Raw genomic sequence first — 22,513 nt, forward strand, 5'->3', positions numbered from 1 at the left:
GCCACCGACACGCCGGGTGGTCGGCGACCTGTCGGACCTCCGTCTGACGGCCGTCTCCCTCGGGCTCCCCGATCCCGGTTCCGCGTGAGGAGGCCGGCATGACCGACAGGATGGAGGCGGTCGCCAAGCTCCGGACGGGGGTCAGTGGCTTCGACGAGATGGCGCTCGGCGGCCTGCCGGAGGGCCGACCGACCATCGTGACGGGAACGACCGGGAGCGGGAAGACGCTGCTCGCGGTGCAATTCCTCGCCGAGGGCGTCCGGCAGTTCGACCAGCCCGGCGTGCTCGTCACCTTCGAGGAGACGCCCTCGGCGATACGGCGCAATGTCGCATCACTCGGCTTCGACATCGCCGGCTGGGAGGAGATGGGCAAGTGGGCCTTCGTCGACGCGTCGCGCGGGGAGTCGGAGGAGCAGGTGGAGGTGGGGGCCTACGACTTCGGCGCCCTCGTCTCGCGCATCGACCACGCAGTCGAGCGCATCGGGGCCAAACGGCTCTCGATCGATTCGCTGGAGGCGATCTTCAGTCGCTTCGCGGATTCCGGAAGCGTGCGCAGGCAGCTGTTCGAGGTGGCGGCCGCGGTCAACAACATGGGAGTCACATCTGTGATCACCGCGGAGCGCGCCCACGACCACGACGGGATCAGCCGGTTCGGCGTCGAGGAGTTCGTGGCCGACAACGTGGTCATCCTGCGCAACGTGCTCGAGCAGGAGAAGCGGCGCCGCACCGTCGAGATCCTGAAGCTCCGCGGTGCACCGCACCGGAGCGGAGAGTTCTCGTTCGCGATCGATCCCGAGGCCGGGCTCACCGTGATCCCGTTCTCGCTCGTCGAGTTGCAGCAGGTGGCGTCGTCGATCCGGGTCTCCGCGGGCAACGCAGAGCTCGACCTCATGTGCGGCGGAGGGCTCTACCGCGACTCGGTCACCTTTGTCTCCGGGGCGACGGGCACAGGAAAGACGCTGCTCGCGAACCACTTCGCCGCCGCCGGGGTGACCGCAGGCGAGCGCTGCGTGCTGTTCTCCTTCGAGGAGAGCCGCGACCAGTTGTTCAGGAACGCGAGCAGCTGGGGCTTCGACCTCGACGCGATGGAGCGCTCGGGCCGCCTGCAGATCGTCTGCGACTACCCGGAGGTGGCATCGCTCGACGACCATTTCATCCTCATCAGACAGCGGATCGACGCGTTCAAGCCGAGCCGGCTGGCGATCGACAACCTGTCGGCCCTCGAGCGGATCTCGACCCCGCGGGGGCTGCGCGACTTCGTCGTCGGTCTCGCCGCCTTCCTGAGGCGCGAGGAAATCACCTGCCTCTTCACGTCGGCCACCGCCACGTTGTCCGGCGGTGGTTCCGCGACCGAAGCGAACATCTCCAGCCTCGCCGACACCATCATCCTGCTCCGCTACGTGGAGGTCGCCGGCGACGTGCGGCGAGCCGTCGCCGTGCTCAAGGCGCGGGGCTCGGCCCACGACCACCGCATCCTCGAGTTCAGGATCGATGGCGATGGCATGCACATCGGCCAGCCGTTCCGGCACCTGGCGGGCATCCTGTCCGGCACTCCCACCCTCCTGTCCGCGGCCGATCTGGCGCAGGTCACGAGGACGCTGGTGCTCGAGGACGAGGAGGCCCGCTGACGGTGGCGTCGAGCCAGTCTCGCGAGCAACCGGGGGCGCAGGCTGCCGTCGAGCCGGCCGGACACGAGGTTCTCGGGCACCTCGTGTCGGCGGTGGCGGACGCGATCGTGGTCGTCGACACCCTCGGCGTCGTGCGTTACGGGAACCCGGCTGCGCAGGAGCTCTTCGGGCGGCAGTGGGAGGAGCTCGTCGGTGCCGAGCTCGGGTTTCCGGTGGCACCCGGCGAGACCAGCGAGATCGACCTCCTCCTGCCGGACGGTGGCTCGCGGGTCGTCGAGATGCGGGTCACGGAGACGACATGGGAAGGGGATGCGGTCTCTGTCGCGTCGCTGCGCGACATCGGCGCCCGCTGGCACATCGAGCGCGAGCTCAAGCTCGCGGTCGAGCAACGCGACACGGTGTTGGCGGTCGCCGCACACGAGCTGCGAACCCCCCTCGCGGTGATCCTCGGGATGTCGGAGATCCTCCGCGACGGCTGGGCCGAGCTTCCGGAGGACAGGAGGCTGCACCTCGTCGAGCTGATCGCGAAGCAGGCTCACCAGCTCAGACGGCTCGTGCGGACGTTGCTGACCCTGTCGCGCATCGAGGCGGGCATGCTCGGGGCCGAACCCGTGGCCTTCGACACCTCGGAGCTCGTCCTCTCGAGGCTGCCGGAGCTGGGCGACCGGTCCCGCGACGTGCGGGTGGAATGCGTTCCCGGCCTGGTCGCCTGGGCCGACCCGGAGCACGTGTGGCAGATCCTCGCCAACTACATCGAGAACGCCTTCAAATACGGGGCACCTCCCGTCGAGGTGTCGGTCACGGAGCGCGACGGCTGGGTCGAGCTGGAGGTGTGCGACGTCGGCCCCGGCGTCCCCGACGAGTTCGTGGCCCGCCTGTTCGAGCGCTTCAGCCGCGGTCCCGGAGCCCAGCGGCAGGCGGAGGGGGCCGGCCTCGGCCTCTCCATCGTGCGCAGCCTCGCCGAGGCCGTAGGGGGCGAGGCATGGTACGAGGCGCGTCACCCCGCGGGGGCCTGCTTCGGCGTCCGGGTACCGAGCGACACGGCGTCGGAGCCGCCGGACGGAACCGGACGACCACGCAGCGCGTGACGGGAGCCTGCGGCTGAGCCCCCCTCTTTGGGCCGCTTCAATGACGCTGTTGCGGAACCCCCGGCAGAGGGCGAGATTGGCTTAGGGGGACCTGTCCCGTGGGGAAGGTCCCATTCTCCGACGGGAGGTGAGAGACGTGGCGGAGCGCGATGTCCGCGTGGAGGTGCGTTCCCGGTTCGACGGGTCGTGGTGCCGAGGATTCGAGATCGTCGGCGTGGGCGATGACGGCGAGAGCTATCGAATCAGGCGAATCTCGGACGGAGTAGTCCTGCCGGTGTCGATCAGCGCGGAGGACATCGCCGAGGAGCGGGCGCGGCTTCGCTACGACCGGCTGTGACGGGCGGGGGGCGCTCGGGGACCGGTGGGCCGTCGAGGTGTCGAGACCGTGCCAGGACGGCACTCATCTCCCTGCGAGGGCGTCGGTCGTCCCGCTCGACCAGGAACCGTTGACGCTCATCGCCGTTCGGCGAGACAGCACTGAACAGAAGTCGACGGAGGCCCAGCGACTCGAGGGTGAGCAGCGATCCTCGGAGGCCCGCCGCCTGGCGTTGGAGATCAACGACAGCATCGTGCAGGGTTTGGTGCTCGCGCAGATCAGCCTCGCGCTGGGGTGCGGGCGGGAGCAGGGTCTCGCGATCGTGAGCCGCACCCTGGCCACGGCGCGCCGGCTGGCGAGCGACCTCCTCGGCGAGCGGCCCGTGCAGCCGGGTGACCTGGTGCGGTCGCCCGCTGCGGGCGCCGCATCGCTCGACGAGCCGCAACCATGAGCGCCCCCGCCGCGTCGAGCGTTCTGATCGCCGACGACACCAGCGACCTCCGCTCCCTCGTCCGCGACCTGCTCGAGGCGACCGGGCGCTTCGAGGTGGTGGCCGAAGCCAGCGACGGCGCCGAAGCGGTCGAGCTCGCGGCCCGGCACCGACCCGACGTCGTCCTGCTCGACCTCGCGATGCCGGTGATGGACGGGCTCCAGGCGCTCCCCGCCATCCTGACCTCGTCGCCGATGAGCAGGGTGGTGGCGCTGAGCGGGTTCGAGGCCCGCCGCATGGCTGCCGCCGCGCTCGCGCAGGGGGCGGTCGCGTACCTCGACAAGGACGGGCTCCCGGACGGGCTCATCCGGGAGCTGCTCCCCCTGCTCGACGACCTCCTGCCGTCGGAGTCGCGACGGGGGGTGACCGGCGCGGTCGGGCCTCCTCAGAACGGGAGGGCGTCCGACGGTCCGCTCAACGCCCGCTATCTGTTCGAGACGTTCGTGCCGGGCTCGTCGAACCGCTTCGCCCACGCGGCCGCCCTGTCGGTGGCCGAGACGCCCGGCAAGTCGTACAACCCTCTGTTCATCTACGGGGCCACCGGGCTGGGCAAGACGCACCTCCTCCATGCCATCGGCCATTACACGCGTCAGAACTATCCGGGTTGGGAGGTGCGCTACGTCTCGACCGAGACGTTCACCAACGAGTTCATCGATGCCATCCGCACCGGGAACTCGACCCAACTCAAGCAGCGCTATCGCGAGTGCGACGTGCTGCTCGTCGACGACATCCAGTTCCTCGAGAGCAAGGAGCGGACGCAGGAGGAGTTCTTCCACACCTTCAACTCGCTGCACGGATCGGGGCGCCAGATCGTGCTCACGTCCGACCGCCCGCCGAAGTCGATCGCGACCCTCGAGGACCGCCTGCGCACCCGCTTCGAGTGGGGTCTGATCACGGATGTGCAACCCCCCGATGTCGAGACGCGACTCGCGATCCTCCGGCACAAGGCCGACGTCGACGGCTCTCATGTCCCCCACGAGGTGCTGGAGTTCATCGCCGCCCACATAACCGACAACATCCGCGAGCTCGAGGGCGCCCTCATCCGGGTGATCGCCTACGCGACGCTGACGCGTGAAGGCCTGACCCGGGACCTGGCGGAGCGGGTGCTGTCCGACCTGGCGACGAAGGATGACAACCGGGTCGTGACCCCGAGGATGATCCTTGACGCCACCGGTGAGATGTTCGGGGTCACCACCGTCGACCTGTGCGGCACCAGTCGGTGGCAACCGCTCGTCACCGCGCGACAGATCGGCATGTACGTCCATCGCGAGCTCACCGACCTCAGCTACCCGGCGATCGCGCGGGAGTTCGGGGGCCGCGACCACACCACCGTGATGCACGCGGTCGAGAAGATCTCGAGGCTCATGAAGGAGCGCCGGCAGATCTACGACCAGGTGACCGAGCTCATCCGCCGGATCAAGAGCCGGAGCTGACGCTCACCGCTCCGAGGGCTGTCGAGAACCGGCACTAGCGTCGCGGCGGTGACCCCGGCCGACGAAGGCGACCTCTTCGGGGCCGCGCTGCAGGAGCGGTTGGCGGCCCAGGCGCCGCTCGCGGCCCGGCTGCGCCCGTCGTCGCTCGACGAGGTGGTGGGCCAGGAGGGACTCCTCGGCCCGGGAAAGCCGCTGCGCACCCTCATCGAGGCCGACCGGCTGTCGTCGGTGATCCTGTGGGGACCGCCGGGCACGGGCAAGACCACGCTCGCCCGGCTGGTGGCGGGCGCGACCAGCCGGGCCTTCGAGCCGCGCTCGGCGGTGACGGCAGGTGTGAAGGACGTGCGCGACGTCGTCGAGCTCGCGCGCCGCCGCTTGGCGGAGCACGGGCAGGGCACGATCCTGTTCCTCGACGAGGTGCACCGCTTCAACAAGGCGCAGCAGGACGCCCTGCTGCCCTCGGTCGAAGAGGGTGTGCTCACCCTGATCGGCGCCACCACCGAGAACCCCTACTTCGAGGTCAACGCTCCGCTCCTGTCGCGATCGACGCTCTTCCGGTTGCAGCCGCTGAGCAACGACGCGCTGCGGGTGCTGCTGGACCGCGGCCTGACGACCGAGCACGCGCAGGCCGACGACGACGCCCTGGCCCACCTGGCGGACCGGGCCGACGGCGACGCGCGCGCTGCGCTGAACGCGCTCGAGGTGGCTGTCGCCCTCGCCGCCGCAAGGGGAGATCCGCCGCGCGTCACCCTCGCCGAGGCCGAGGCGGCCCTGAGCGCACGCGCTCTCCGCTATGAGCGCGACGAGCACTACGACGTCATCTCCGCGTTCATCAAGAGCATCCGCGGGTCCGATCCCGACGCCGGTCTCTACTGGCTGGCCCGCATGCTCGAAGCGGGGGAGGACGCCCGGTACATCGCGCGCCGCCTCGTGATCCTGGCCTCGGAGGACATCGGTCTCGCCGACCCCCTGGCGCTCATCGTCGCCGACGCGGCGGCGCGCGCGGTCGAGTTCGTCGGTCTACCCGAGGCGCAGCTGAACCTGGCACAGGCGGTGGTGCACCTGGCCACCGCCCCGAAGTCCAACCGGGTGGCGGTGGGGCTGTGGCGGGCCTTGGCCGACGTGCGCGACCGGCCCGCGGGCCTCGTGCCCGCGCACCTGCGAGACGCCAGCTATCGCAGCGCGCGCAAGCTCGGCCACGGCAAGGGCTACGAGTACCCGCACGACGACCCGCGCGGCTGGGTGCCGCAGTCGTACCGACCGGCCGAGGTCGAGGGCCGCGTGTACTACGAGCCGTCGGACCACGGGTGCGAGGTGGGCGTGGCCGAGCGGCGCCGAGCGACCGAGCGCCCGGCCGATGACCCGCCCGAGAATCACTAAGCTCCTCCCGGTCATGCGAGCCCAGGAAGCACGATGAGCGCGGGCGAGTGGGCGGCGGTCGCGGTCGCGGGCGTTGCCGCGGTGGCCGTCGTCGGGCTCGTGGTCACGATGGCGACGCTCCTTCGTACGCTGGGCGCGCTGCAACAGACGATCGACACCCTGCGTGCGGAGACGATCCCGCTGGTCACCGACGTGCAGAAGACCGCCCGCCGGGCGAGCAACGACCTCGAACGGGCCGGCGCGGTGCTCCAGACGGCCGAGTCGCTGAGCTCGACGGTCGACTCGGCGTCCCGGCTCGCGTACCGGGCGTTCTCCAACCCGGTGGTGAAGGCGATGGCACTCGCCACGGGAACGTCGCGCGCCTACCGCCGCCTCCGCGCGGACGGCTGAGTCGTGTTCAAGCGGATCTTCTGGCTCACCGTAGGTGCGGGGTTCGGCTTCGGCGCCTCGTTCTGGGTGACGCGGACTGTGCGCACGACGATGGCGCGTCTCTCACCGACGCGGGTGTCCAACGAGCTCACCAACACGGTAAAAGCTGCAGTCACCGAGGGGCGCGAGGCGATGCGCGCGCGTGAGCGGGAGCTTCGCGCCGAGCTCGAGCAACGCTACGAGAGAGCGGCGGGACCACCGGTAGGCTGAGCCGAGATGGATGCCAACCAGCTGCGTAGGGCGTTCACCGGCTTCTTCGTCGAGCGTGGGCACACGCTCGTCCCGTCGTCGGGCCTGATCCCGCACCACCCGCGTGCGCCGCTGTTCACCAACGCGGGGATGAACCAGTTCCTCCCGTACCTCCTCGGCGAGGAGTCCCCGCCCTACCCGCGAGCGACCTCGGTGCAGAAGTGCGTGCGTATCAGGGGAAAGGACGACGACATCGAGCTGATCGGGCGCGACAACACCCACCTCAGCCTGTTCGAGATGCTCGGGAACTTCTCCTTCGGCGACTACTTCAAGGCCGACGCGATCCCTTACGCCTGGGAGCTCGTCACCGAGATCTTCGGTCTCGACGGAGACCGCCTCTGGATCACCGTTCACGTCGACGACGACGAAGCGGCCGACATCTGGCACGACGAGGTCGGTGTGCCGGTCGAGCGGATCCAACGCATGGGAGGCGACAACTTCTGGGAGATGGGCGAGACCGGTCCGTGCGGGCCCTCGTCGGAGATCTACTACGACAAGGGCGCGGAGTACGGACGCGAGGGTGGCCCGCTCGAAGGCGACGAAGGACGCTTCGTCGAGTTCTGGAACCTGGTGTTCATGCAGTACGACCGGCAGGCCGACGGGAAGCTCGCCGCGCTGCCGCGGAGGAACATCGACACCGGCGCGGGCCTCGAGCGCGTGCTCTCGATCCTCCAGGGACGCGACTCGGTCTGGGACATCGACGTGCTCCGGCCCATCATCGGCGGCGCCGAATCGGTCACCGGGCGCCGCTACGGCGCCGACGCGGACACCGACGTCGCCCTGCGGATCCTCGCCGATCACGGACGCGGCATGACGTTCCTCATCAACGACGGCGTCTTTCCGTCGAACGAAGATCGCGGCTACGTGCTGCGTCGCATCATCCGGCGGGCCGTGCGACAGGCCTTCCAGATGGACGTCGAGCGGCTGGTCACGCCCGCGCTCGTCGCCGCGACCATCGAGGTCATGGCCGACGCCTATCCGGAGCTGGCACGCAACCACGACTTCATCAGCGGTGTCGTCCAGCGCGAGGAGGAACGGTTCCGTCACACGCTCCGGGCCGGGCTCGTGCTTCTCGACGACCTGGTCGCCTCGGGAACGACGTCGATCTCGGGCGCCACCGCGTTCCACCTGCACGACACGCTGGGCTTCCCCATCGAGCTCACGCGCGAGATCGCGCGCGAGCGCGGCATCGACGTCGACCTCGCGGGCTTCGAGTCGGAGATGGACCAGCAACGTCGGCGGGCCCGTGAGGCCGCCACGCGGTCGGACGAGGCGGGCACCGGCGCGGAGACGTACCGAGAGCTGCTCGACCAGTTCGGGCCCACGGAGTTCGTGGGCTACTCCGAGTACGAGAGCAAGGGACGCGTGCTCGCGCTCGTGGGCGACGAGCTGTTCCTCGACCGCACGCCGTTCTACGCGGAAGGCGGCGGACAGGTGGGAGACACCGGCACGATCGTCACGGACACCGGTCGGGCCGAGGTGCTCGACACGACGTATGCGCTGCCGGGGCTGCACAGCCACCGCGTGCGCGTCGTCGAAGGCGGGTTGACCCCGGGCCAGGAGGCGACGGCGACGATCGACGCACCGCGCCGTGAGGCGATCCGGCGCAACCACACGGGCACGCACATCCTGCACTGGGCGCTGCGCGAGGTGCTGGGCACCCACGTGAAGCAGGCGGGCTCGCTGGTCGCCCCCGATCGGCTGCGCTTCGACTTCAGCCACTACGGGCCGCTGGCTCCCGAAGAGCTCGTGCGCGTCGAGGCGCTGGCCAACGAGCGGGTGCTCGCCAACGAGCCCGTGCGCGCCTACGAGACGACCAAGGAGGAGGCCGAGCGCATCGGCGCCATCGCGTTCTTCGGCGACAAGTACGGCGAGTTCGTGCGCGTCGTCGAGGCGGGCGGTCGCTCGGTCGAGCTCTGCGGCGGCACGCACGTCGGCGCGCTGGGGATGATCGGGCCCATCACCGTCGTGTCGGAGGGATCGATAGGCGCCAACCTCCGCCGCATCGAGGCGCTCACGGGCGAGGCCAGCTTCGCTCGGTTCCGCCGGCGCGACGACACGCTGAATCGCGCTGCGGCCCTGCTACGCGTGACTCCCGACGAGGTCCCCGAGCGGATCGAGAAGGCCCTCGACGAGCGGCGTGCGCTCGAGCACGAGCTCGAGCAGGTGCGCCGGCAGGCCGCGGGCGGTGACGCGGACCGCCTCGCGGCCGATGCCGTCGACGGCGTGGTGGTGGCGCGCCGAGACGGCGGCTCGCGCGACGACCTGCGCGAGCTGGCGGTGGCCCTGCGCGATCGCCCGGGTATGCGCGCCGTCGTGCTCGGTGGGGCGCCCGACGGCGGCGGCGTGACGCTCGTGGCCGCGACCACCAAGGAAAGCGGGTTGGCGGCGTACGACCTCATCGTCGATGCGGCGCGCACCGTCGGCGGCGGCGCCGGCAAGGGCAAGAACCCCGAGCTGAGCATCGCCGGCGGCCGTGACGCCTCCAAGCTCGACGCAGCCCTCGAACAGGCCCGAGCCGCCGCCGGCATCGGTCGTTGAGGGTCGTCGGGCTCGACCTGGGTGGGCGGCGCATCGGAGTCGCCGTGTCCGACGCTTCGGGCACGGTCGCGTCACCCCACTCGGTGCTCGAGCGTCGGGGCGACACCGTCACCGACCATGCGACCATCGCCGCCTTGGTCGCGGAGCTGAGGGCCGAGCGAGTCGTCGTCGGGCTGCCGCTCTCGCTCGACGGCACGGTGGGTCCGGCGGCGAGCGCGGTACGCGACGAGATCGAGGCGCTGGCGGCGCTCCTTCCCGTGCCCGTCGAAGCCCACGACGAGCGGCTCACGACCGTCAGCGCGGAGCGGGCCCTGACCGCGCAGAAGGTCCGTGCGCGCGATCGGCGTCGCGTCGTCGACAAGGTCGCGGCTGCCGTCATCCTCCAGTCCTGGCTCGACGCCCCCCGTGACTGACGCGAGCGACGGGCGCGACGCGCGCGACGCGCCGCAGGAGGACGACGACTACGAGGAGTTTCCCGAACCCAGACGCGGGCACCGGGCCCTCGCCGTGTTCCTCGTCCTGCTGGTCGGGTTGCTGGTTGCGGTCGGGTTGGGGGTGCGATGGGTGGATCGGCAGATCCATCCACCCGGTCCGGTGGGTGGGCAGGTGGCGGTCACCATCCCGCCGGGCTCGTCGACGATGCGCATCGGCGAGCTGCTCGAGGCCAAAGGCGTGGTCGGCGACGCGCGCGTCTTCCGGTGGTACGTCAGGCTTCTGAGCGCGGGCCCGTTCGAAGCGGGTGACTTCACCTTCCGGCGTCGCGACGACATGAAGCGGGTCATCGACGTGCTCGAGCGGGGGCCCGACGTGCGTCGCGACCGGATCACGATTCCCGAAGGCTTGACCCTCGAGCAGATCGCGGCGCGCGTCGGGCGCCTGCCGGGACGTTCGGCCGAGGCGTTCAAGCAGGCCGCGGTGTCGGGCCGGGTGCGCTCGCAGCTCCAACCACCGGGCGCGACGAACCTCGAGGGGCTGCTCTATCCCGACACCTACTACGTCAGCGACAAAGACACCGAGTTGGAGATCCTCACCCGGATGGTGGCGCGCTTCGATCAGGTCGCGGGCGAGCTGGGTTACGCCGGCGCACCGCAGGCCGTCGGGCGCTCGCCGTACGAGACAGTGATCGTGGCGTCGATGGTGGAGCGCGAGGCCAAGGTGCCTGAGGACAGAGCGAAGATCGCACGGGTCATCTACAACCGCCTCCAAGGCGACATGCTCCTGCAGGTCGACGCGACGCTGATCTATGGCCTCGGTGGCAACAAGGAGCGTCTGCTCAACAGCGACCTCGACTCCGAGTCGCCCTACAACACCTACCGCCGCAAGGGCCTTCCGCCGACACCGATCGCCAGCCCCGGCCGAGCCGCGCTGCAGGCGGCGCTCGCGCCCGAGCCGGGACCATGGCTCTACTACGTGCTCGCCGATCAGGACGGCCGGCACGCGTTCGCGGTCACCGCGGCGGACTTCGAACGCCTCCGCCGTCAGGCCCAGGCCAAGGGTCTGCTTTGACGGCGCCGCCGTCAGCGTTCTCTCCGCAGGGGTCGACGCACGTGGCCGCGGTCATCGGCTGCCCGGTGCGCCACTCGCTCTCGCCGGTGCTGCACAACGCGGCCTACCGCGCCCTCGGTCTCGACTGGGTTTACGTGGCCTTCGAGGTCGCACCCGGGGCGGGACGACACGCGATACATGGAATGCGCGCTCTCGACATCGACGGCCTCAACGTGACCATGCCCCACAAGAGCGACGTGGCCGGCGCGGTCGACCGGCTCACGCCTGCGGCCGCGGCGCTCGGCGCGGTGAACACCGTGACGCGGGGGCCGCGTCGCGACGAGCTCGTCGGTGAGAACACCGATGGCGCCGGCTTCATCGACGCGCTGCGCATCGACGAGGGCTTCGAGCCCGCTGGGCGCCGGTGCGTCGTGGTGGGCGCCGGCGGTGCGGGTCGCGCGGTCGTGCGCGCCCTGGCCGAGGCGGGCGCCGCCGCCGTCACGGTGGTGAACCGCACCGCCGACCGGGCCGTCGCCGCGGCCGCCCTGGCCGGTGCCGCGGGCCGGGTGGGGCAACCGGGCGACGCGGCCGACGCCGACCTCATCGTCAACGCGACTCCGTTGGGCATGCGGGGAGAAGACGGGCCCGACCTTCCCCTCGACCCGGCCGGCCTGGGACCGGGCCAGCTCGTCGTCGACCTCGTGTACCACCCGGCGGTCACCCCGCTCGTCGACGCGGCCCGGGCCCGCGGCGCAGCCGCGACCAACGGCCTGGGGATGCTCATCCACCAGGCGGCCCACACCATCCGCATCTGGACGGGCGAGGATCCGCCCCTGGAGGTCATGTCGGCCGCTGCGCTCGGAGAATTGGCCCGTCGGGGCTAACTCTCCGTGGTCGACCTGCCGATGATGACAGCGACATCGGTACATCGGAGGTTTGGCGTGTCCCTGCAGGGGTCTCTCGACGCGTTTGCGTTGCCCGACGTGCTGGCCCTGTTGGCCTCGACCAAGAAGAGCGGTGAGCTCTACGTCCGGGGGGACAGGTCCGAGGGCAGGGTCTGGATGGACCAGGGACTGGTGGTCGGTGGCGAGGCGCCCCGGGCCCGGACCCTCCCCGAGGTCTTCTTCGAGCTGCTCCGCGAGGAGGAGGGCACCTTCGTCTTCGACGCGGGGGCGGGCGTCCCCGACGGCGAGGCGGTGGCCGTCGAGCCCGTCCTGCGCGACGCCCAGCACCGCCTATCCGAGTGGCGCTCGATCGAGGTCGTGGTCCCGTCGCTGTCCGTCCGTGTGCGCATGGTCGCCCACGCCCCCGCTCCCGAGGTGTCCGTCACGGCGGAGCAGTGGGAGGTGCTCGCGGTCGTCGCCGGCGGCGCGCCCGTGGACGCGGTCGCCCAGGCACTGACCCTCGGTGAGTTCGGCGCCTGCCAGGTGGTCAAGCGCCTGGTCGACGCGGGCCTGGTCGAGGTCGAGGACGCGGGCGCCCACTTCGCGGCGACGTCCGCCACCAACACCGGTGACATCGACCATCTGGTGGAGATCCCGAAGCGCCGCCGCCGCGTGTCCGACGCCCCGCCGGAGCCCGAAGAGCCCGAGACGCCGGTGCGCACACTGGCCGACGCGCGCGCCGCCCGGGAGGCGCAGCAGCAACTGGAGGACGAGCTCCTCGGCAACCAGGAGGAGATCGACGCGGCGATGGCCGCCCTCTCGCCCGAGAAGGCGCGCGCTCTCGCATCGGAGCTCGCCGATCTCGGGACCGAGGCGGCCGACGCAGTCGCAGCCGCGGCGCGCGCCGCGACACCGGAAGAGCGTGCCGCCGCTCTGAAGGGCGTGCTCACCGACGAGCACGGCGAGCCCATCAACCGGGGCCTGCTCCTCAAGTTCCTGTCGTCGGTCCGCTCGTAACGGTCAACATCGTGGTGGCCCACGCGTCAGCGCGGTGGAGCACTTCGGCCGGCGCCCTCCTCCCTCGGCGGCGGGTGGCGTGATGTCAGACGCCAACCAGCTGGGAGAGCTGCTCGTCACTCGTCAGCTGCTCACCCGCGAGCAGTTGACGGCGGCGCTCGACGAGCAGTCGCGGACGCGCAAGTCGCTCGGGCGCGTCCTCATCGACCAGCAACTGGTCACCGAGTCGGACCTGGTCGCCACGCTCGCGGCCCAGATCGGCCTCGACTTCCTCGACCTCAGCGAGTTCGCCATCGACCCGAGCGCGGCGGGGCTCATCACCGACGCCCTGGCCCGCCGCTACCAGGCCCTGCCGGTGGCATGGGACGAGGGCCGCCTGGTCGTGGCGATGGCCGACCCGTCGAACGTCTTCGCGATCGACGACATCCGCACGGTCACCCACGCAGAGGTCAGAACCGTGGTCGCGACCCGCGCGTCGATCCTGGACGCCATCGACCGCCACCACCGCATGGACGGCGATGTCGAGAACATCTCCGCCGAAGCCGCGCGCGAATGGGAGGACGAACAGGACCTCGCCTCGGTGAAGGAGGTGGTGGAGGACGCCCCGATCGTCAAGCTCGTCAACCTGCTCATCACCCAGGCGGTGCAGGACCGGGCGTCGGACATCCACATCGAGCCGGCCGAGAAGGACGTTCGTGTGCGCTACCGGATCGACGGTGTGCTGCACGAGGTGATGCGCTCACCCAAGAACATCCAGGCGGGCGTGATCTCGCGGCTGAAGATCATGGCGGACATCAACATCGCCGAACGGCGCGTGCCTCAGGACGGGCGCGTCTCCGCGGTGATCGCCGGCAAGGCGGTCGACCTGCGCGTCGCCACGCTCCCCACGGTGTACGGGGAGAAGGTCGTGATGCGGATCCTCGACAAGAGCACGGCATTGCTGCAGCTGGCCGATCTCGGGTTCCTGCCCGAGGCGCTCGAGCGCTACGAGACGGCCTACAGGAAGCCGTACGGCACCATCCTGCTGACCGGCCCCACCGGCTCGGGGAAGTCGACCACCCTCTACGCCACCCTCAACCAGATCAACGACCCGGCCAAGAACATCATCACGGTGGAGGATCCGGTCGAGTACCGGCTCGCCGGCATCAACCAGGTGCAGGTGAACAACAAGGCCGGGATGACCTTCGCGGCCGCGCTGCGCTCGATCCTGCGTTCCGATCCCGACATCGTGCTCGTGGGCGAGATCCGCGACCGGGAGACCGCGACCACCGCGGTCGAGGCCGCGCTCACCGGCCACCTCGTGCTCTCCACGCTCCACACCAACGACGCCGCGTCGACGGCGACGCGGCTGGTGGAGATGGGCGTCGAGCCGTTCCTCGTGGGCAGCTCCCTCGACTGCATCGTGGCCCAACGTCTGGCCCGCAAGCTCTGCACGCGCTGCAAGGAGCACTACGCGCCGACCGCCTCCGACCTCGAAGCGGTGGGGTGGGACGGCGAGGACGACCCGCCGGAGCTGTTCCGTCCGGTGGGCTGCGGGGCGTGCGGACGCACCGGGTACCACGGCCGCTTCGCCATCCACGAGGTGCTGCTCGTGAGCGAGGACATCGAACGCATGATCGTGGAGCGCGCCCACACGGAGGACATCAAGAAGGTGGCGATCGCCCAGGGCATGATCACCCTGCGCGGCGCCGGGATGGTCCAGGTGTGCAACGGCATGACCTCGGTCGAGGAGGTCCTGAGGGTCATCGTGTAGCCCCCGGGCCGACTGGCCGCTCAACGTCGTCGGGCAAGACGCCGATACCCCGGGCATGAACCCCGCTTCGCGCCGACTGGGCGAGTTCCTCGTCGAGCGCAAGGTCCTCTCCAGGGACGCGCTGGAGGAGATGCTCGCACGCGAGGAGGCGGAAGAGGTGCCGTTGCCGCGTCTGCTCATCTCCTCGGGACTGGTGGGGGAGAAGGACCTCGTCGCCGCGGTCGCCAACCAGGTCGGCATGCGCTTCGTCGACCTCGTCGACACCCAGATCCCCAAGGAGCTCGACGGGCTCCTGCCGACCGACCTGGCCCGCTCCCTGCTCGCCGTGGCGGTCGGCGCGGAGGGAGGCGACCTCATCGTCGCCATGGCCGACCCGTCTCAGATCGACGCCGTTCGTCAGTGCCCGGAGGTCGATGGGTGGAACGCGGTGGCCGCGGTGGCGGAACGCACCGAGCTGCGTCGCGTCGTCGACGCCATGTAGCCCCCAGCCGGAGAGCCACGACATCATGGTGGCGCTCGACGAGGAGCCCCGACCTCAGTTGCATGCGCCGAGGTTGCTCGGCGAGACCACGCCGGACGAGCTGCATGTCGACGACCTGCTCGAGCGGGTGCTCGACCTCGGCGGCTCCGACCTCCACCTCTCCTCGGGAGCGCACCCGACCGTTCGCGTGCACGGCGAGCTCAAGGCGCTGACGGAGTTCCCCGTCATGAACGGGTCGGAGATCAGACGGATGGTCTACGCGGTGCTCACCCAGAAGCAACGGGAACGCTTCGAGACCGAGCTCGAGCTCGACACGTCGCATTCGATCCCCGGCCGTTGCCGCTTCCGGGTCAACGTCTTCCAGCAGCGCGACTCGGTGGGCGCGGTGATGCGGACGATCCCCTTCGAGATCGTGGCCCTGGAGCAGCTGAACCTGCCTGCGGCGGTGCTCGGTCTGGCAGATCTGCCGCGCGGTCTCGTGTTCGTCACCGGCCCGACGGGCTCGGGCAAGTCGACGACGCTCGCCTCGCTGCTCGACATCATCAACACCTCCAAGCCCGTGCACATCATGACGGTCGAGGATCCAATCGAGTTCCTCCACACACACAAGCTGTCGGTGGTGAACCAGCGCGAGGTGGGCGAGGACACCTTCTCCTTCTCCCGGGCGCTCAAGCACGTGCTCCGGCAGGACCCCGACGTCATCCTCGTGGGTGAGATGCGTGACCTGGAGACGATCTCCACCGCGTTGACCGCGGCGGAGACCGGGCACCTCGTCTTCGCAACGCTGCACACGCAGGACGCGCCGCAGTCGATCGACCGGGTGATCGACGTGTTCCCGCCCGAGCAACAGCAGCAGGTGAGGGTGCAGCTGGCTGCCACCCTGCAGGCGGTGGTCACGCAGCAACTGGTCCCCACCGCGCAGGGCGGCGGACGGGTCGCCGCAGCCGAGGTGCTCATCGTGACCCCCGCGGTGCGCAACCTGATCCGCGAGGGCAAGGTCCACCAGATCTACTCGGCCATGCAGTCGGGCGGGCGCTACGGGATGCAGACCATGGACCAGTCCCTCGCCCTCCTGGTGACGGCGCGGGCCATCACCATGGAGACCGCGATCGAGCGCTGCGCGAACGAAGACGATCTGAAGCGACTGGTAGGAGGCAAGTAAATGCCCGACACCTACCAGTACAAGGTACGCGACCGGCAGGGAAAGCTGCTCGAAGGCTCGCTCGAGGCCGACAGCACGACGCTCGTCGCCAACCGGCTGCGCCAGATGGGCTACATCCCGCTCGCGATCGACAAGAAGGACGACACCGGTTTCCAGAAGGAGATCAAGCTGCCCTTCGGTCAGGGCAAGCGGGTCAAGCTCAAGGACATCGCGGTGTTCAGCCGCCAGTTCGCCACCATGATCAACTCGGGGCTCTCCCTGCTCCGCAGCCTCTACATCCTGGCCGACCAGACCGACAACAAGTTGCTCGCGGCGGTGCTGAACCAGGTGCGCCAGGACGTCGAGAAGGGCTCGTCGCTGTCGCAGGCGCTGGCCCGCCACCCCAAGACGTTCAGCCGCCTGTACGTCGCAATGGTGCGGGCCGGCGAGACGGGCGGCGTGCTCGACTCGGTGCTGCTCCAGCTGGCGGAGACGATCGAGAAGCAGGTCGAGCTGCGCCGCAAGGTCAAGTCGGCCATGACCTACCCGGTCGTGGTCTTCGCGCTGGTGTTGATGATCGTCAGCGCGATGCTGCTGTTCGTGGTCCCGATGTTCAAGGACCTCTACACGCAGTTGGGCGGCACGCTCCCACTGCCGACCCGTCTCCTCATGGGGATCTCCGCCCTGGTCACCAAGGTGTGGTGGCTGATGGCGCTCATCGACGTCGGCGTCGTGTTCGCCCTCAAGCGGTGGGTCGCCACCAGCCGGGGTCGCGCCCGCTGGGACGCGATCAAGCTCCGCATCCCCGTGTTCGGCAAGCTCGTGCACAAGACGGCGCTCACGCGCTTCGCGCGCACACTCGCCGTGCTGCTGCGTTCGGGCGTGCCCATCCTGGAGTCGCTGGAGATCACGTCCGAGACCGTCAACAACGACGTCGTGTCGCGGGGAGTCAAGGACGTGCAGTCGGCGGTGAAGACCGGTGAGTCGATGGCACGCCCGCTCGCCGCGCACTCCGTGTTCCCACCCATGGTCGTGCAGATGAGGAGACCGGCGCGGTCGACACCATGCTCGAGAAGATCGCCGACTTCTGCGACCAGGAGGTGGAGGCAACGGTGAACGCCCTCACGTCGCTGCTCGAGCCCATGCTCATCGTCGTCATGGGCGCCGCCGTCGGTGGCATGGTCATCTCGCTCTACATGCCGATGTTCAACATCATCAAGCTGATCAAGTAGCCCGCTGGGGTCTCTACCTCACATCGCTCGCCGGGCAGCTTCGGCTGCCAGCTCCGCGCGGGTGGTATAGCCGAGCTTGGTGAAGATGCTCGAGAGATGGCCCTTTACGGTGCTCGGCGCGACGAACAGGCGCTCGGCGATCTTGGGGTTGGTGAGACCCTCGGCGGTCAGCCGGACGACCTCGCGCTCGGTTGGTGTGAGGCTCGCCCACCCGGAAGACGGTCGCTTTCGCCCGCCGCGGCCGCGGCTGGCATATGCGACGGCGTCGTCGACGGCCCAGGCGGTCTCGAACTCATCGCGGCCGAGGGCGTCGATGACGCACGCTTTAGTTCGCGCGACCGCTGCGACCCGGAGCTGGAAGGCGCGGAGACCCACGAGACCGTGCTCGGCGGCTGCGGCGGCAAGGATGCGCGCCGACTCCTTGTAACTCTCTTGGCGGGCGGCGATGGCCGCGAGCTGCTCGAGGCAGTCGACGGAGCCGATCCGATCGCTGATCTCCCGAGCGATGCGAAGCGCTTGGTGCGCGAGGTCCTCCGCCTCGGCATCATCGCCGTCGGCCGTGGCGATCGCCGCTCGGCACGCGAGGGCGTCGGCCTCGTACTGGCGGTACCCGCACGACCTCGAGATCTCGAGGGCCTCATCCGCGGCGGCGCGGGCGTCGTCGGTGCGGCCGAGGGCGCGAAGAACGTCGGCCAACCAGGTGAGCCCAAACGCGACATAGGGCATCAGCAAGATCTCGCGGCAGAGCGCGACGGCGTCGTCNNNNAGGGCTGCTCCGGAGATGAGCATGGCGAGGTCGATGACGAACGGTGATCCGGAAGCCAGGCCCGCGTCGAGCGTCTCCTCGCTCAACCTCACGGACTCGGGGGCGTCTCCCCTTCGCCGCACCAGCTCGGCACGGACCAGCGAGCTGAGCAATAGCCACAGCACATCGTCCACCTGCTCGAGGGCGGCGCGGCCGTCGGCCAGTAGTGCCTCCGCATCGCCGGACCCGTTCCACAGGGAGATGAACGCGTGCGCGGTGAGCGTCATCCCCAGCTGCTGCGGGCGGTTCCGGCGGATGGCGATGGCCGCGCCTTGCTCGAACGCGGCAACCGAGTCGGCGTGCGAGCCGCAATACGCGCGGGCCACACCCAGGAAGCACGAGGAGTTGGCGAGGCTGTACGGGTCGTCGCACTCGGCCGCGAAGCGGCGGCCCTGCTCCAGATGCTCGATGGCTCCTCGGGTGTCGGGGAACAGCCAGATGAAGCCAAGCAGACTGTGGGCGCGGGCGAGGCTGAGAGGGTCGCCGAGCGCGGTCGCGAGCTCGAGCGAGCGCGTACCGGCCGCGGTTGCGGCCACGTACTCGCCGATGTTCCAGCCCAGCACGCCGAGCGAGAAGGTGGCCCGCGCCTCCAGGGCGGGCGTCGGCTCCGGCGTCGCGCCGAGCATCCGCTGCGTCCGGCGGAAACCCTCCTGGAGATAGCCCCGCGTGTACCAGAACTGCGTAGTGGCCGTGGCCAAGCGCAATCCGAGCTCGCTCCGGTCGGCCGACTCAGCCCAGTCGAGCGCGGCCCGCAGGTTGGCGTGCTCGGCTCCGACCGTGTCGAGCCAGAGGTTTTGGTCGGCACCGGAGTAGAGCTCGGGTTCGATGCGCTCGACGAGCTCCACGAGCGTGGCGAGGTGCCGGTCGGCGAGCTCGTCTTCCTCCCCGCGGGCACGTAAGTGGCCGCGGCCGAACTGGCGGACCGTCTCCAGCAGCCGATAGCGGGCGAGCTCTCCCTCGTCGGCTTGCACGAGTGACTTGTCGACGAGTGAGCACAGCACGTCGAAGACGCCCCACTGATCGAGCGGCTCCGCGCTGCAGACGGCTTCGGCGAGTTCGAGGGTGAACCCGCCGGAGAAGATGGTGAGGCGCCGGAGCAGCGTCTGCTCGCGCTCGTCGAGGAGGTCGTAGCCCCACGCGACGGAGGCTTCAAGGGTCTGCTGGCGAGGCATGGCGGTGCGCAGACCGCCCGTGAGCACTCGGAACCGATCATCCAGGTGGTCAGAGATCTGTCGTGGTGACAGGGCGCGGATGCGCGCCGCTGCGAGCTCGATCGCAAGCGGGATGCCGTCGAGTCGACGGCAGATCGCCGCGATCGCCGACGCGTTCTCATCGGTCATTCGGAAGCTTGGACGGCGGTGCGCGGCACGCTCGACGAAGAGGCGCACCGCATCAGAGGTCGCGAGAGCCTCGACGGGGGCAGGCTCGTCGTCGGCCGGCAGGCTCATCGACGGGACTCGCCAGCAGAGCTCACCGTCCACGTCGAGCGGCTCGCGGCTGGTGGCGAGCAACGTCACCGACGGGCACGCGCGCAACAGGGCGTCGGCGAAGGTAGCGGCTGCGTCGATGACATGTTCACAGTTGTCGAGCAGCACGAGCGCGCGCCGTGACTGTAGATGCTCGAGCACCGTCGCGGTCACGTCGCGCGCGCCCTCTTCTTTGACGCCGAACGCGTCCGCCACCGCGCGAGGCAGCATCCCGGGATCGCCGAGCGGCGCGAGGTCGACGAACCACGCTCCATCCACGAAGCCTTCGGTGGCGTCGGCCGCGGCCTGGAGCGCGAGACGGGTCTTGCCGCAGCCGCCCGAGCCGACCAGCGTCAACAGCCGGCACTCGTCGAGGAGGTGGGCGAGCTCGGCGAGCTCAGGCCGGCGTCCGACGAGGTTCGTGAGCTGGACGGGCAGGTTGTTCGGCACCTCGTCGAGCGAGCGCAGTGCAGGGAACGCTGACGCCAAGCCGGGATGCGCGAGCTGGAAGATCTGTTCCGGCCGCGCAAGATCGCGCAGCCTGTGGGTGCCGAGATCGATCATCGAGGCGTGCTCGGGCAGAGCGTCTGCGACCAGCTCGGCGGTGCTGCGCGACACGAGGACCTGGCCGCCGGCGGCGAGGCTACGAAGCCGGCCACAACGATTGATGGTGCGCCCGACATAGTTGCCCTCGTCGCGCAACTGCACCTCTCCGGTGTGCAGCGCCATCCGCAGTCTTGGGCCCAGTCGACCCGGCCAGTCGTCGGCCTGCGTCGCGAGCTGGATGTCGAGCGCGCAGGCCAGCGCGTCGCTCGCCCGAGCGAACGCGGCGACGAAGCTGTCACCCTCACCCTGCTCGACGGGGCGCACACCCCGGTGTCGCCCGACCGCATCGCTGATCAGTGCGTCGAGGCGGGCCACCGCCTCGCTCATCGCCCCCGCATCGGACTCCCAAGCGTCCACCGAGCCGGCCTGATCCGATAGCAGCAGGGTCACGGTGCCCACCGGCAACACAAAGGCGTCCTTGCTGTGCTCTCGAGGCTTCATCGGTGGATCTCCCCAATGAATGGCCCTGCCTGTCAACGCCGCGTCCATGCTGTCACCATGAGCGCACAACCGCCGCGAGACACCCCCCAGATGGCGGGTCTGCGCCGTGGAGCCGACCCGTGCTTGTTGCCGTGGCCTCGCAGACCGCGACGCTCAGCTGTCGTTCGGATGGCATGAGGACGGGCCGAGCCGAACTGGGCCACGTCCGCAACTGCTCATCGGGGAAGGCCGACGCCGCGCGCCAGAACATCGCGACACGCGGCCGGCAAGTTCAACATCAGCGCGCATTTGCCCTTGCAATCGAACTGGTGTTCGAGTAGAGTGGTGCTGAGGTCGTCGCTTCCCCCGTCTCGACCATCTGGCGCACGCCATGGTCCTGTGTCGTACCGCCGGCGTGGAGAAGCGATGAACGTTCTCGACGAGCTCACCAATGCGATCGACGTCATATGCGACGCCGATCCTGCGCAGCTCGCCGACCGCGAGACCATTCAGGCGCTGCACCGCCAGCTGGAGCGACTCGACGCGGCGACCACGCGGGCCACCTCGGCGTTCGAGGCCGCCGGCACATGGGAGGCCGACGGTGCTCGCTCGGCCGCGGCGTGGGTCGCCACACGCTGTCGCGTGCCGGTCACAGCCGCCCGTCGCCGCCTGCGGCTGGGGCGCGCGCTCAGGCACATGGAGAATGCAGAGGCGGCCTGGCTCGCTGGCGACATCGACGCGGCGCGGGTGGCGGCGCTGGCTGACGCGCGTACGCCGGTGAGCGCGGCCTGCTTCGAGCGCGACGAGACGCTGCTGGTGGAGCAGGCCGCGCGCCTGAGCCACCGGCACTTCGCGCGGGCGCTGGCCTACTGGCTGCAGCGGGCGGATCCCGACGGCGTGGAGGACGGCGCGCGCGCCGAGCAAGCGGCCCGACGCCTCCATCTGTCCCAGAGCTTCGGCGGCGGTTGGGTCCTCGACGGCACCTTCGATCCCATCGGCGGCGCCGTGCTCCATCGCACGCTCGCGGGCATCGAGCACGAGTTGTTCGAAGCCGACTGGGCCGAGGCCCGGGCGCGGGTGGGTGCCGGCGTGTGCGCCGCCGACCTGGTCCGCGCGCCCGCACAGCGCCGGGCCGACGCGGCGGTGGAGATGGCGCGCCGAGCCCGCGCCGTGCCTCCTGGTGCCCGCCTGCCGGAGCCGCTGTTCACCGTGTTCGTGGGCTATGAGACCTTCGCCGGGCGCATCTGTGAGCTGGCTGAGGGCACCGTCGTCACGCCGGGGAGCCTGGTGGGGTGGCTCGAGGATGGTTGGGTGGAACGCGTGGTGTTCGACGGTCCCGACCGGGTGAGGAACCTCGGCTCGCGCCGGCGCATCTTCACCGGCGCGACCCGCCGCTCGGTCGAGGTGCGCGACCGCGAGTGCTTCCATGAGTTCTGCGACATCCCCGCCGCGGACTGCCAGATCGACCACGTGCAGCCGTACTCGGCGGGCGGGCTGACCGTCGACGGAAACGGGCGTGCCGCCTGCGGCTACCACAACCGTCTGCGCCACCGACGACCGTAGCCGCCGCTCCGGCGGCGGCGACCCCGCGAACTGTCGACTCCGACCGCGCACCGTCTGACGCGACGGCGTCGTAGGTGATCGCGCGAAAGATGAGGGTTCTGTGATG

Annotated in this window: 18 protein-coding genes and 3 pseudogenes; 20 read left to right on the forward strand and 1 reads right to left on the reverse strand. The window is 70.1% G+C overall.

Going from position 1 to position 22,513, the window contains the following annotated elements; genetic code table 11:
* Positions 1–98: 98 nt before the first annotated feature.
* From kaiC to E6G06_06205, 19 genes and pseudogenes are all read left to right on the forward strand, one after another.
* A complete protein-coding gene (gene kaiC, locus E6G06_06115; GenBank protein TML92331.1) occupies positions 99–1,628 on the forward strand; it encodes a circadian clock protein KaiC in 1,530 nt (509 codons plus the stop codon).
* Positions 1,625–1,870: pseudogene (locus E6G06_06120) on the forward strand (PAS domain-containing protein). The gene kaiC and the pseudogene E6G06_06120 overlap by 4 nt, the downstream one beginning before the upstream one ends.
* A 36-nt stretch (positions 1,871–1,906) precedes the next feature.
* Positions 1,907–2,221 (forward strand): annotated as a pseudogene (locus E6G06_06125) (hypothetical protein).
* Complete coding sequence (locus E6G06_06130) at positions 2,222–2,716, forward strand: ATP-binding protein (GenBank protein ID TML92404.1); 495 nt, start codon at positions 2,222–2,224, stop codon at positions 2,714–2,716.
* Positions 2,717–2,852: 136 nt separating this feature from the next.
* Positions 2,853–3,053, forward strand: coding sequence for a hypothetical protein (locus E6G06_06135; protein TML92332.1), 201 nt, complete (start codon positions 2,853–2,855; stop codon positions 3,051–3,053).
* A 109-nt stretch (positions 3,054–3,162) separates the two neighbouring features.
* A complete protein-coding gene (locus tag E6G06_06140; protein TML92333.1) occupies positions 3,163–3,483 on the forward strand; it encodes a hypothetical protein in 321 nt (106 codons plus the stop codon).
* Positions 3,480–4,955 carry a chromosomal replication initiator protein DnaA gene (gene dnaA / locus E6G06_06145; protein TML92334.1) on the forward strand — a complete coding sequence of 492 codons (1,476 nt, stop codon included), beginning with the start codon at positions 3,480–3,482 and terminating at the stop codon, positions 4,953–4,955. The genes E6G06_06140 and dnaA overlap by 4 nt, the downstream gene beginning before the upstream one ends.
* Positions 4,956–4,973: 18 nt before the next feature.
* On the forward strand, positions 4,974–6,335 hold the full coding sequence (locus tag E6G06_06150) for a replication-associated recombination protein A (GenBank protein TML92335.1): 1,362 nt from the start codon (positions 4,974–4,976) through the stop codon (positions 6,333–6,335).
* Between the two features lie 33 nt (positions 6,336–6,368).
* Positions 6,369–6,725 (forward strand): hypothetical protein, encoded by a 357-nt coding sequence (locus tag E6G06_06155; GenBank protein ID TML92336.1) that lies wholly within the window; start codon positions 6,369–6,371, stop codon positions 6,723–6,725.
* A gap of 3 nt (positions 6,726–6,728) precedes the next feature.
* The gene (locus E6G06_06160; protein ID TML92337.1) at positions 6,729–6,974 is read left to right on the forward strand and encodes a hypothetical protein; all 246 of its coding nucleotides are present in this window, start codon (positions 6,729–6,731) and stop codon (positions 6,972–6,974) included.
* A 6-nt stretch (positions 6,975–6,980) separates the two neighbouring features.
* Positions 6,981–9,554, forward strand: a complete 2,574-nt coding sequence (alaS, locus tag E6G06_06165; GenBank protein TML92338.1) for an alanine--tRNA ligase — start codon at positions 6,981–6,983, stop codon at positions 9,552–9,554.
* Entirely contained in the window at positions 9,551–9,967 is a 417-nt protein-coding gene (gene ruvX / locus E6G06_06170) for a Holliday junction resolvase RuvX (GenBank protein ID TML92339.1), read from the forward strand. The genes alaS and ruvX overlap by 4 nt, the downstream gene beginning before the upstream one ends.
* A complete protein-coding gene (gene mltG, locus E6G06_06175; GenBank protein ID TML92340.1) occupies positions 9,885–11,060 on the forward strand; it encodes an endolytic transglycosylase MltG in 1,176 nt (391 codons plus the stop codon). Before ruvX ends, mltG begins: the two co-directional genes overlap by 83 nt.
* Positions 10,952–11,923 carry a shikimate dehydrogenase gene (locus E6G06_06180; protein ID TML92341.1) on the forward strand — a complete coding sequence of 324 codons (972 nt, stop codon included), beginning with the start codon at positions 10,952–10,954 and terminating at the stop codon, positions 11,921–11,923. The genes mltG and E6G06_06180 overlap by 109 nt, the downstream gene beginning before the upstream one ends.
* A gap of 6 nt (positions 11,924–11,929) precedes the next feature.
* Positions 11,930–12,940, forward strand: a complete 1,011-nt coding sequence (locus tag E6G06_06185) for a DUF4388 domain-containing protein (protein ID TML92342.1) — start codon at positions 11,930–11,932, stop codon at positions 12,938–12,940.
* Positions 12,941–13,022: 82 nt separating this feature from the next.
* On the forward strand, positions 13,023–14,693 hold the full coding sequence (locus E6G06_06190) for a type II secretion system protein GspE (protein ID TML92343.1): 1,671 nt from the start codon (positions 13,023–13,025) through the stop codon (positions 14,691–14,693).
* A 55-nt stretch (positions 14,694–14,748) separates the two neighbouring features.
* Positions 14,749–15,174, forward strand: a complete 426-nt coding sequence (locus E6G06_06195) for a hypothetical protein (GenBank protein TML92344.1) — start codon at positions 14,749–14,751, stop codon at positions 15,172–15,174.
* Between the two features lie 25 nt (positions 15,175–15,199).
* A complete protein-coding gene (locus E6G06_06200) occupies positions 15,200–16,336 on the forward strand; it encodes a type IV pilus twitching motility protein PilT (GenBank protein TML92345.1) in 1,137 nt (378 codons plus the stop codon).
* Positions 16,337–17,547, forward strand: a pseudogene (locus tag E6G06_06205) (type II secretion system F family protein). It begins immediately after the preceding gene.
* 18 nt (positions 17,548–17,565) lie between these two features.
* Here E6G06_06205 and E6G06_06210 read toward each other — a convergent pair.
* Positions 17,566–20,913: a LuxR family transcriptional regulator gene (locus tag E6G06_06210; GenBank protein ID TML92346.1), complete on the reverse strand. Its 3,348-nt coding sequence runs from the start codon at positions 20,911–20,913 to the stop codon at positions 17,566–17,568.
* Between the two features lie 357 nt (positions 20,914–21,270).
* Between E6G06_06210 and E6G06_06215 the strand changes: the two genes are divergently transcribed.
* Positions 21,271–22,407 carry a DUF222 domain-containing protein gene (locus E6G06_06215; GenBank protein ID TML92347.1) on the forward strand — a complete coding sequence of 379 codons (1,137 nt, stop codon included), beginning with the start codon at positions 21,271–21,273 and terminating at the stop codon, positions 22,405–22,407.
* Positions 22,408–22,513 lie beyond the last annotated feature (106 nt).

This window comes from Actinomycetota bacterium, from assembly GCA_005888325.1.
In the GTDB taxonomy this organism is placed as follows: Bacteria; Actinomycetota; Acidimicrobiia; order Acidimicrobiales; family AC-14; genus AC-14.

Bases quoted from the DNA above. Each gene is read 5' to 3' on its own strand.
- kaiC (TML92331.1), top strand. From the start codon at position 99: ATGACCGACAGGATGGAGGCGGTCGCCAAGCTCCGGACGGGGGTCAGT.
- E6G06_06130 (TML92404.1), top strand. From the start codon at position 2,222: ATGCTCGGGGCCGAACCCGTGGCCTTCGACACCTCGGAGCTCGTCCTC.
- dnaA (TML92334.1), top strand. From the start codon at position 3,480: ATGAGCGCCCCCGCCGCGTCGAGCGTTCTGATCGCCGACGACACCAGC.
- E6G06_06155 (TML92336.1), top strand. From the start codon at position 6,369: ATGAGCGCGGGCGAGTGGGCGGCGGTCGCGGTCGCGGGCGTTGCCGCG.
- alaS (TML92338.1), top strand. From the start codon at position 6,981: ATGGATGCCAACCAGCTGCGTAGGGCGTTCACCGGCTTCTTCGTCGAG.
- E6G06_06180 (TML92341.1), top strand. From the start codon at position 10,952: ATGGCTCTACTACGTGCTCGCCGATCAGGACGGCCGGCACGCGTTCGC.
- E6G06_06190 (TML92343.1), top strand. From the start codon at position 13,023: ATGTCAGACGCCAACCAGCTGGGAGAGCTGCTCGTCACTCGTCAGCTG.
- E6G06_06195 (TML92344.1), top strand. From the start codon at position 14,749: ATGAACCCCGCTTCGCGCCGACTGGGCGAGTTCCTCGTCGAGCGCAAG.
- E6G06_06200 (TML92345.1), top strand. From the start codon at position 15,200: ATGGTGGCGCTCGACGAGGAGCCCCGACCTCAGTTGCATGCGCCGAGG.
- E6G06_06215 (TML92347.1), top strand. From the start codon at position 21,271: ATGAACGTTCTCGACGAGCTCACCAATGCGATCGACGTCATATGCGAC.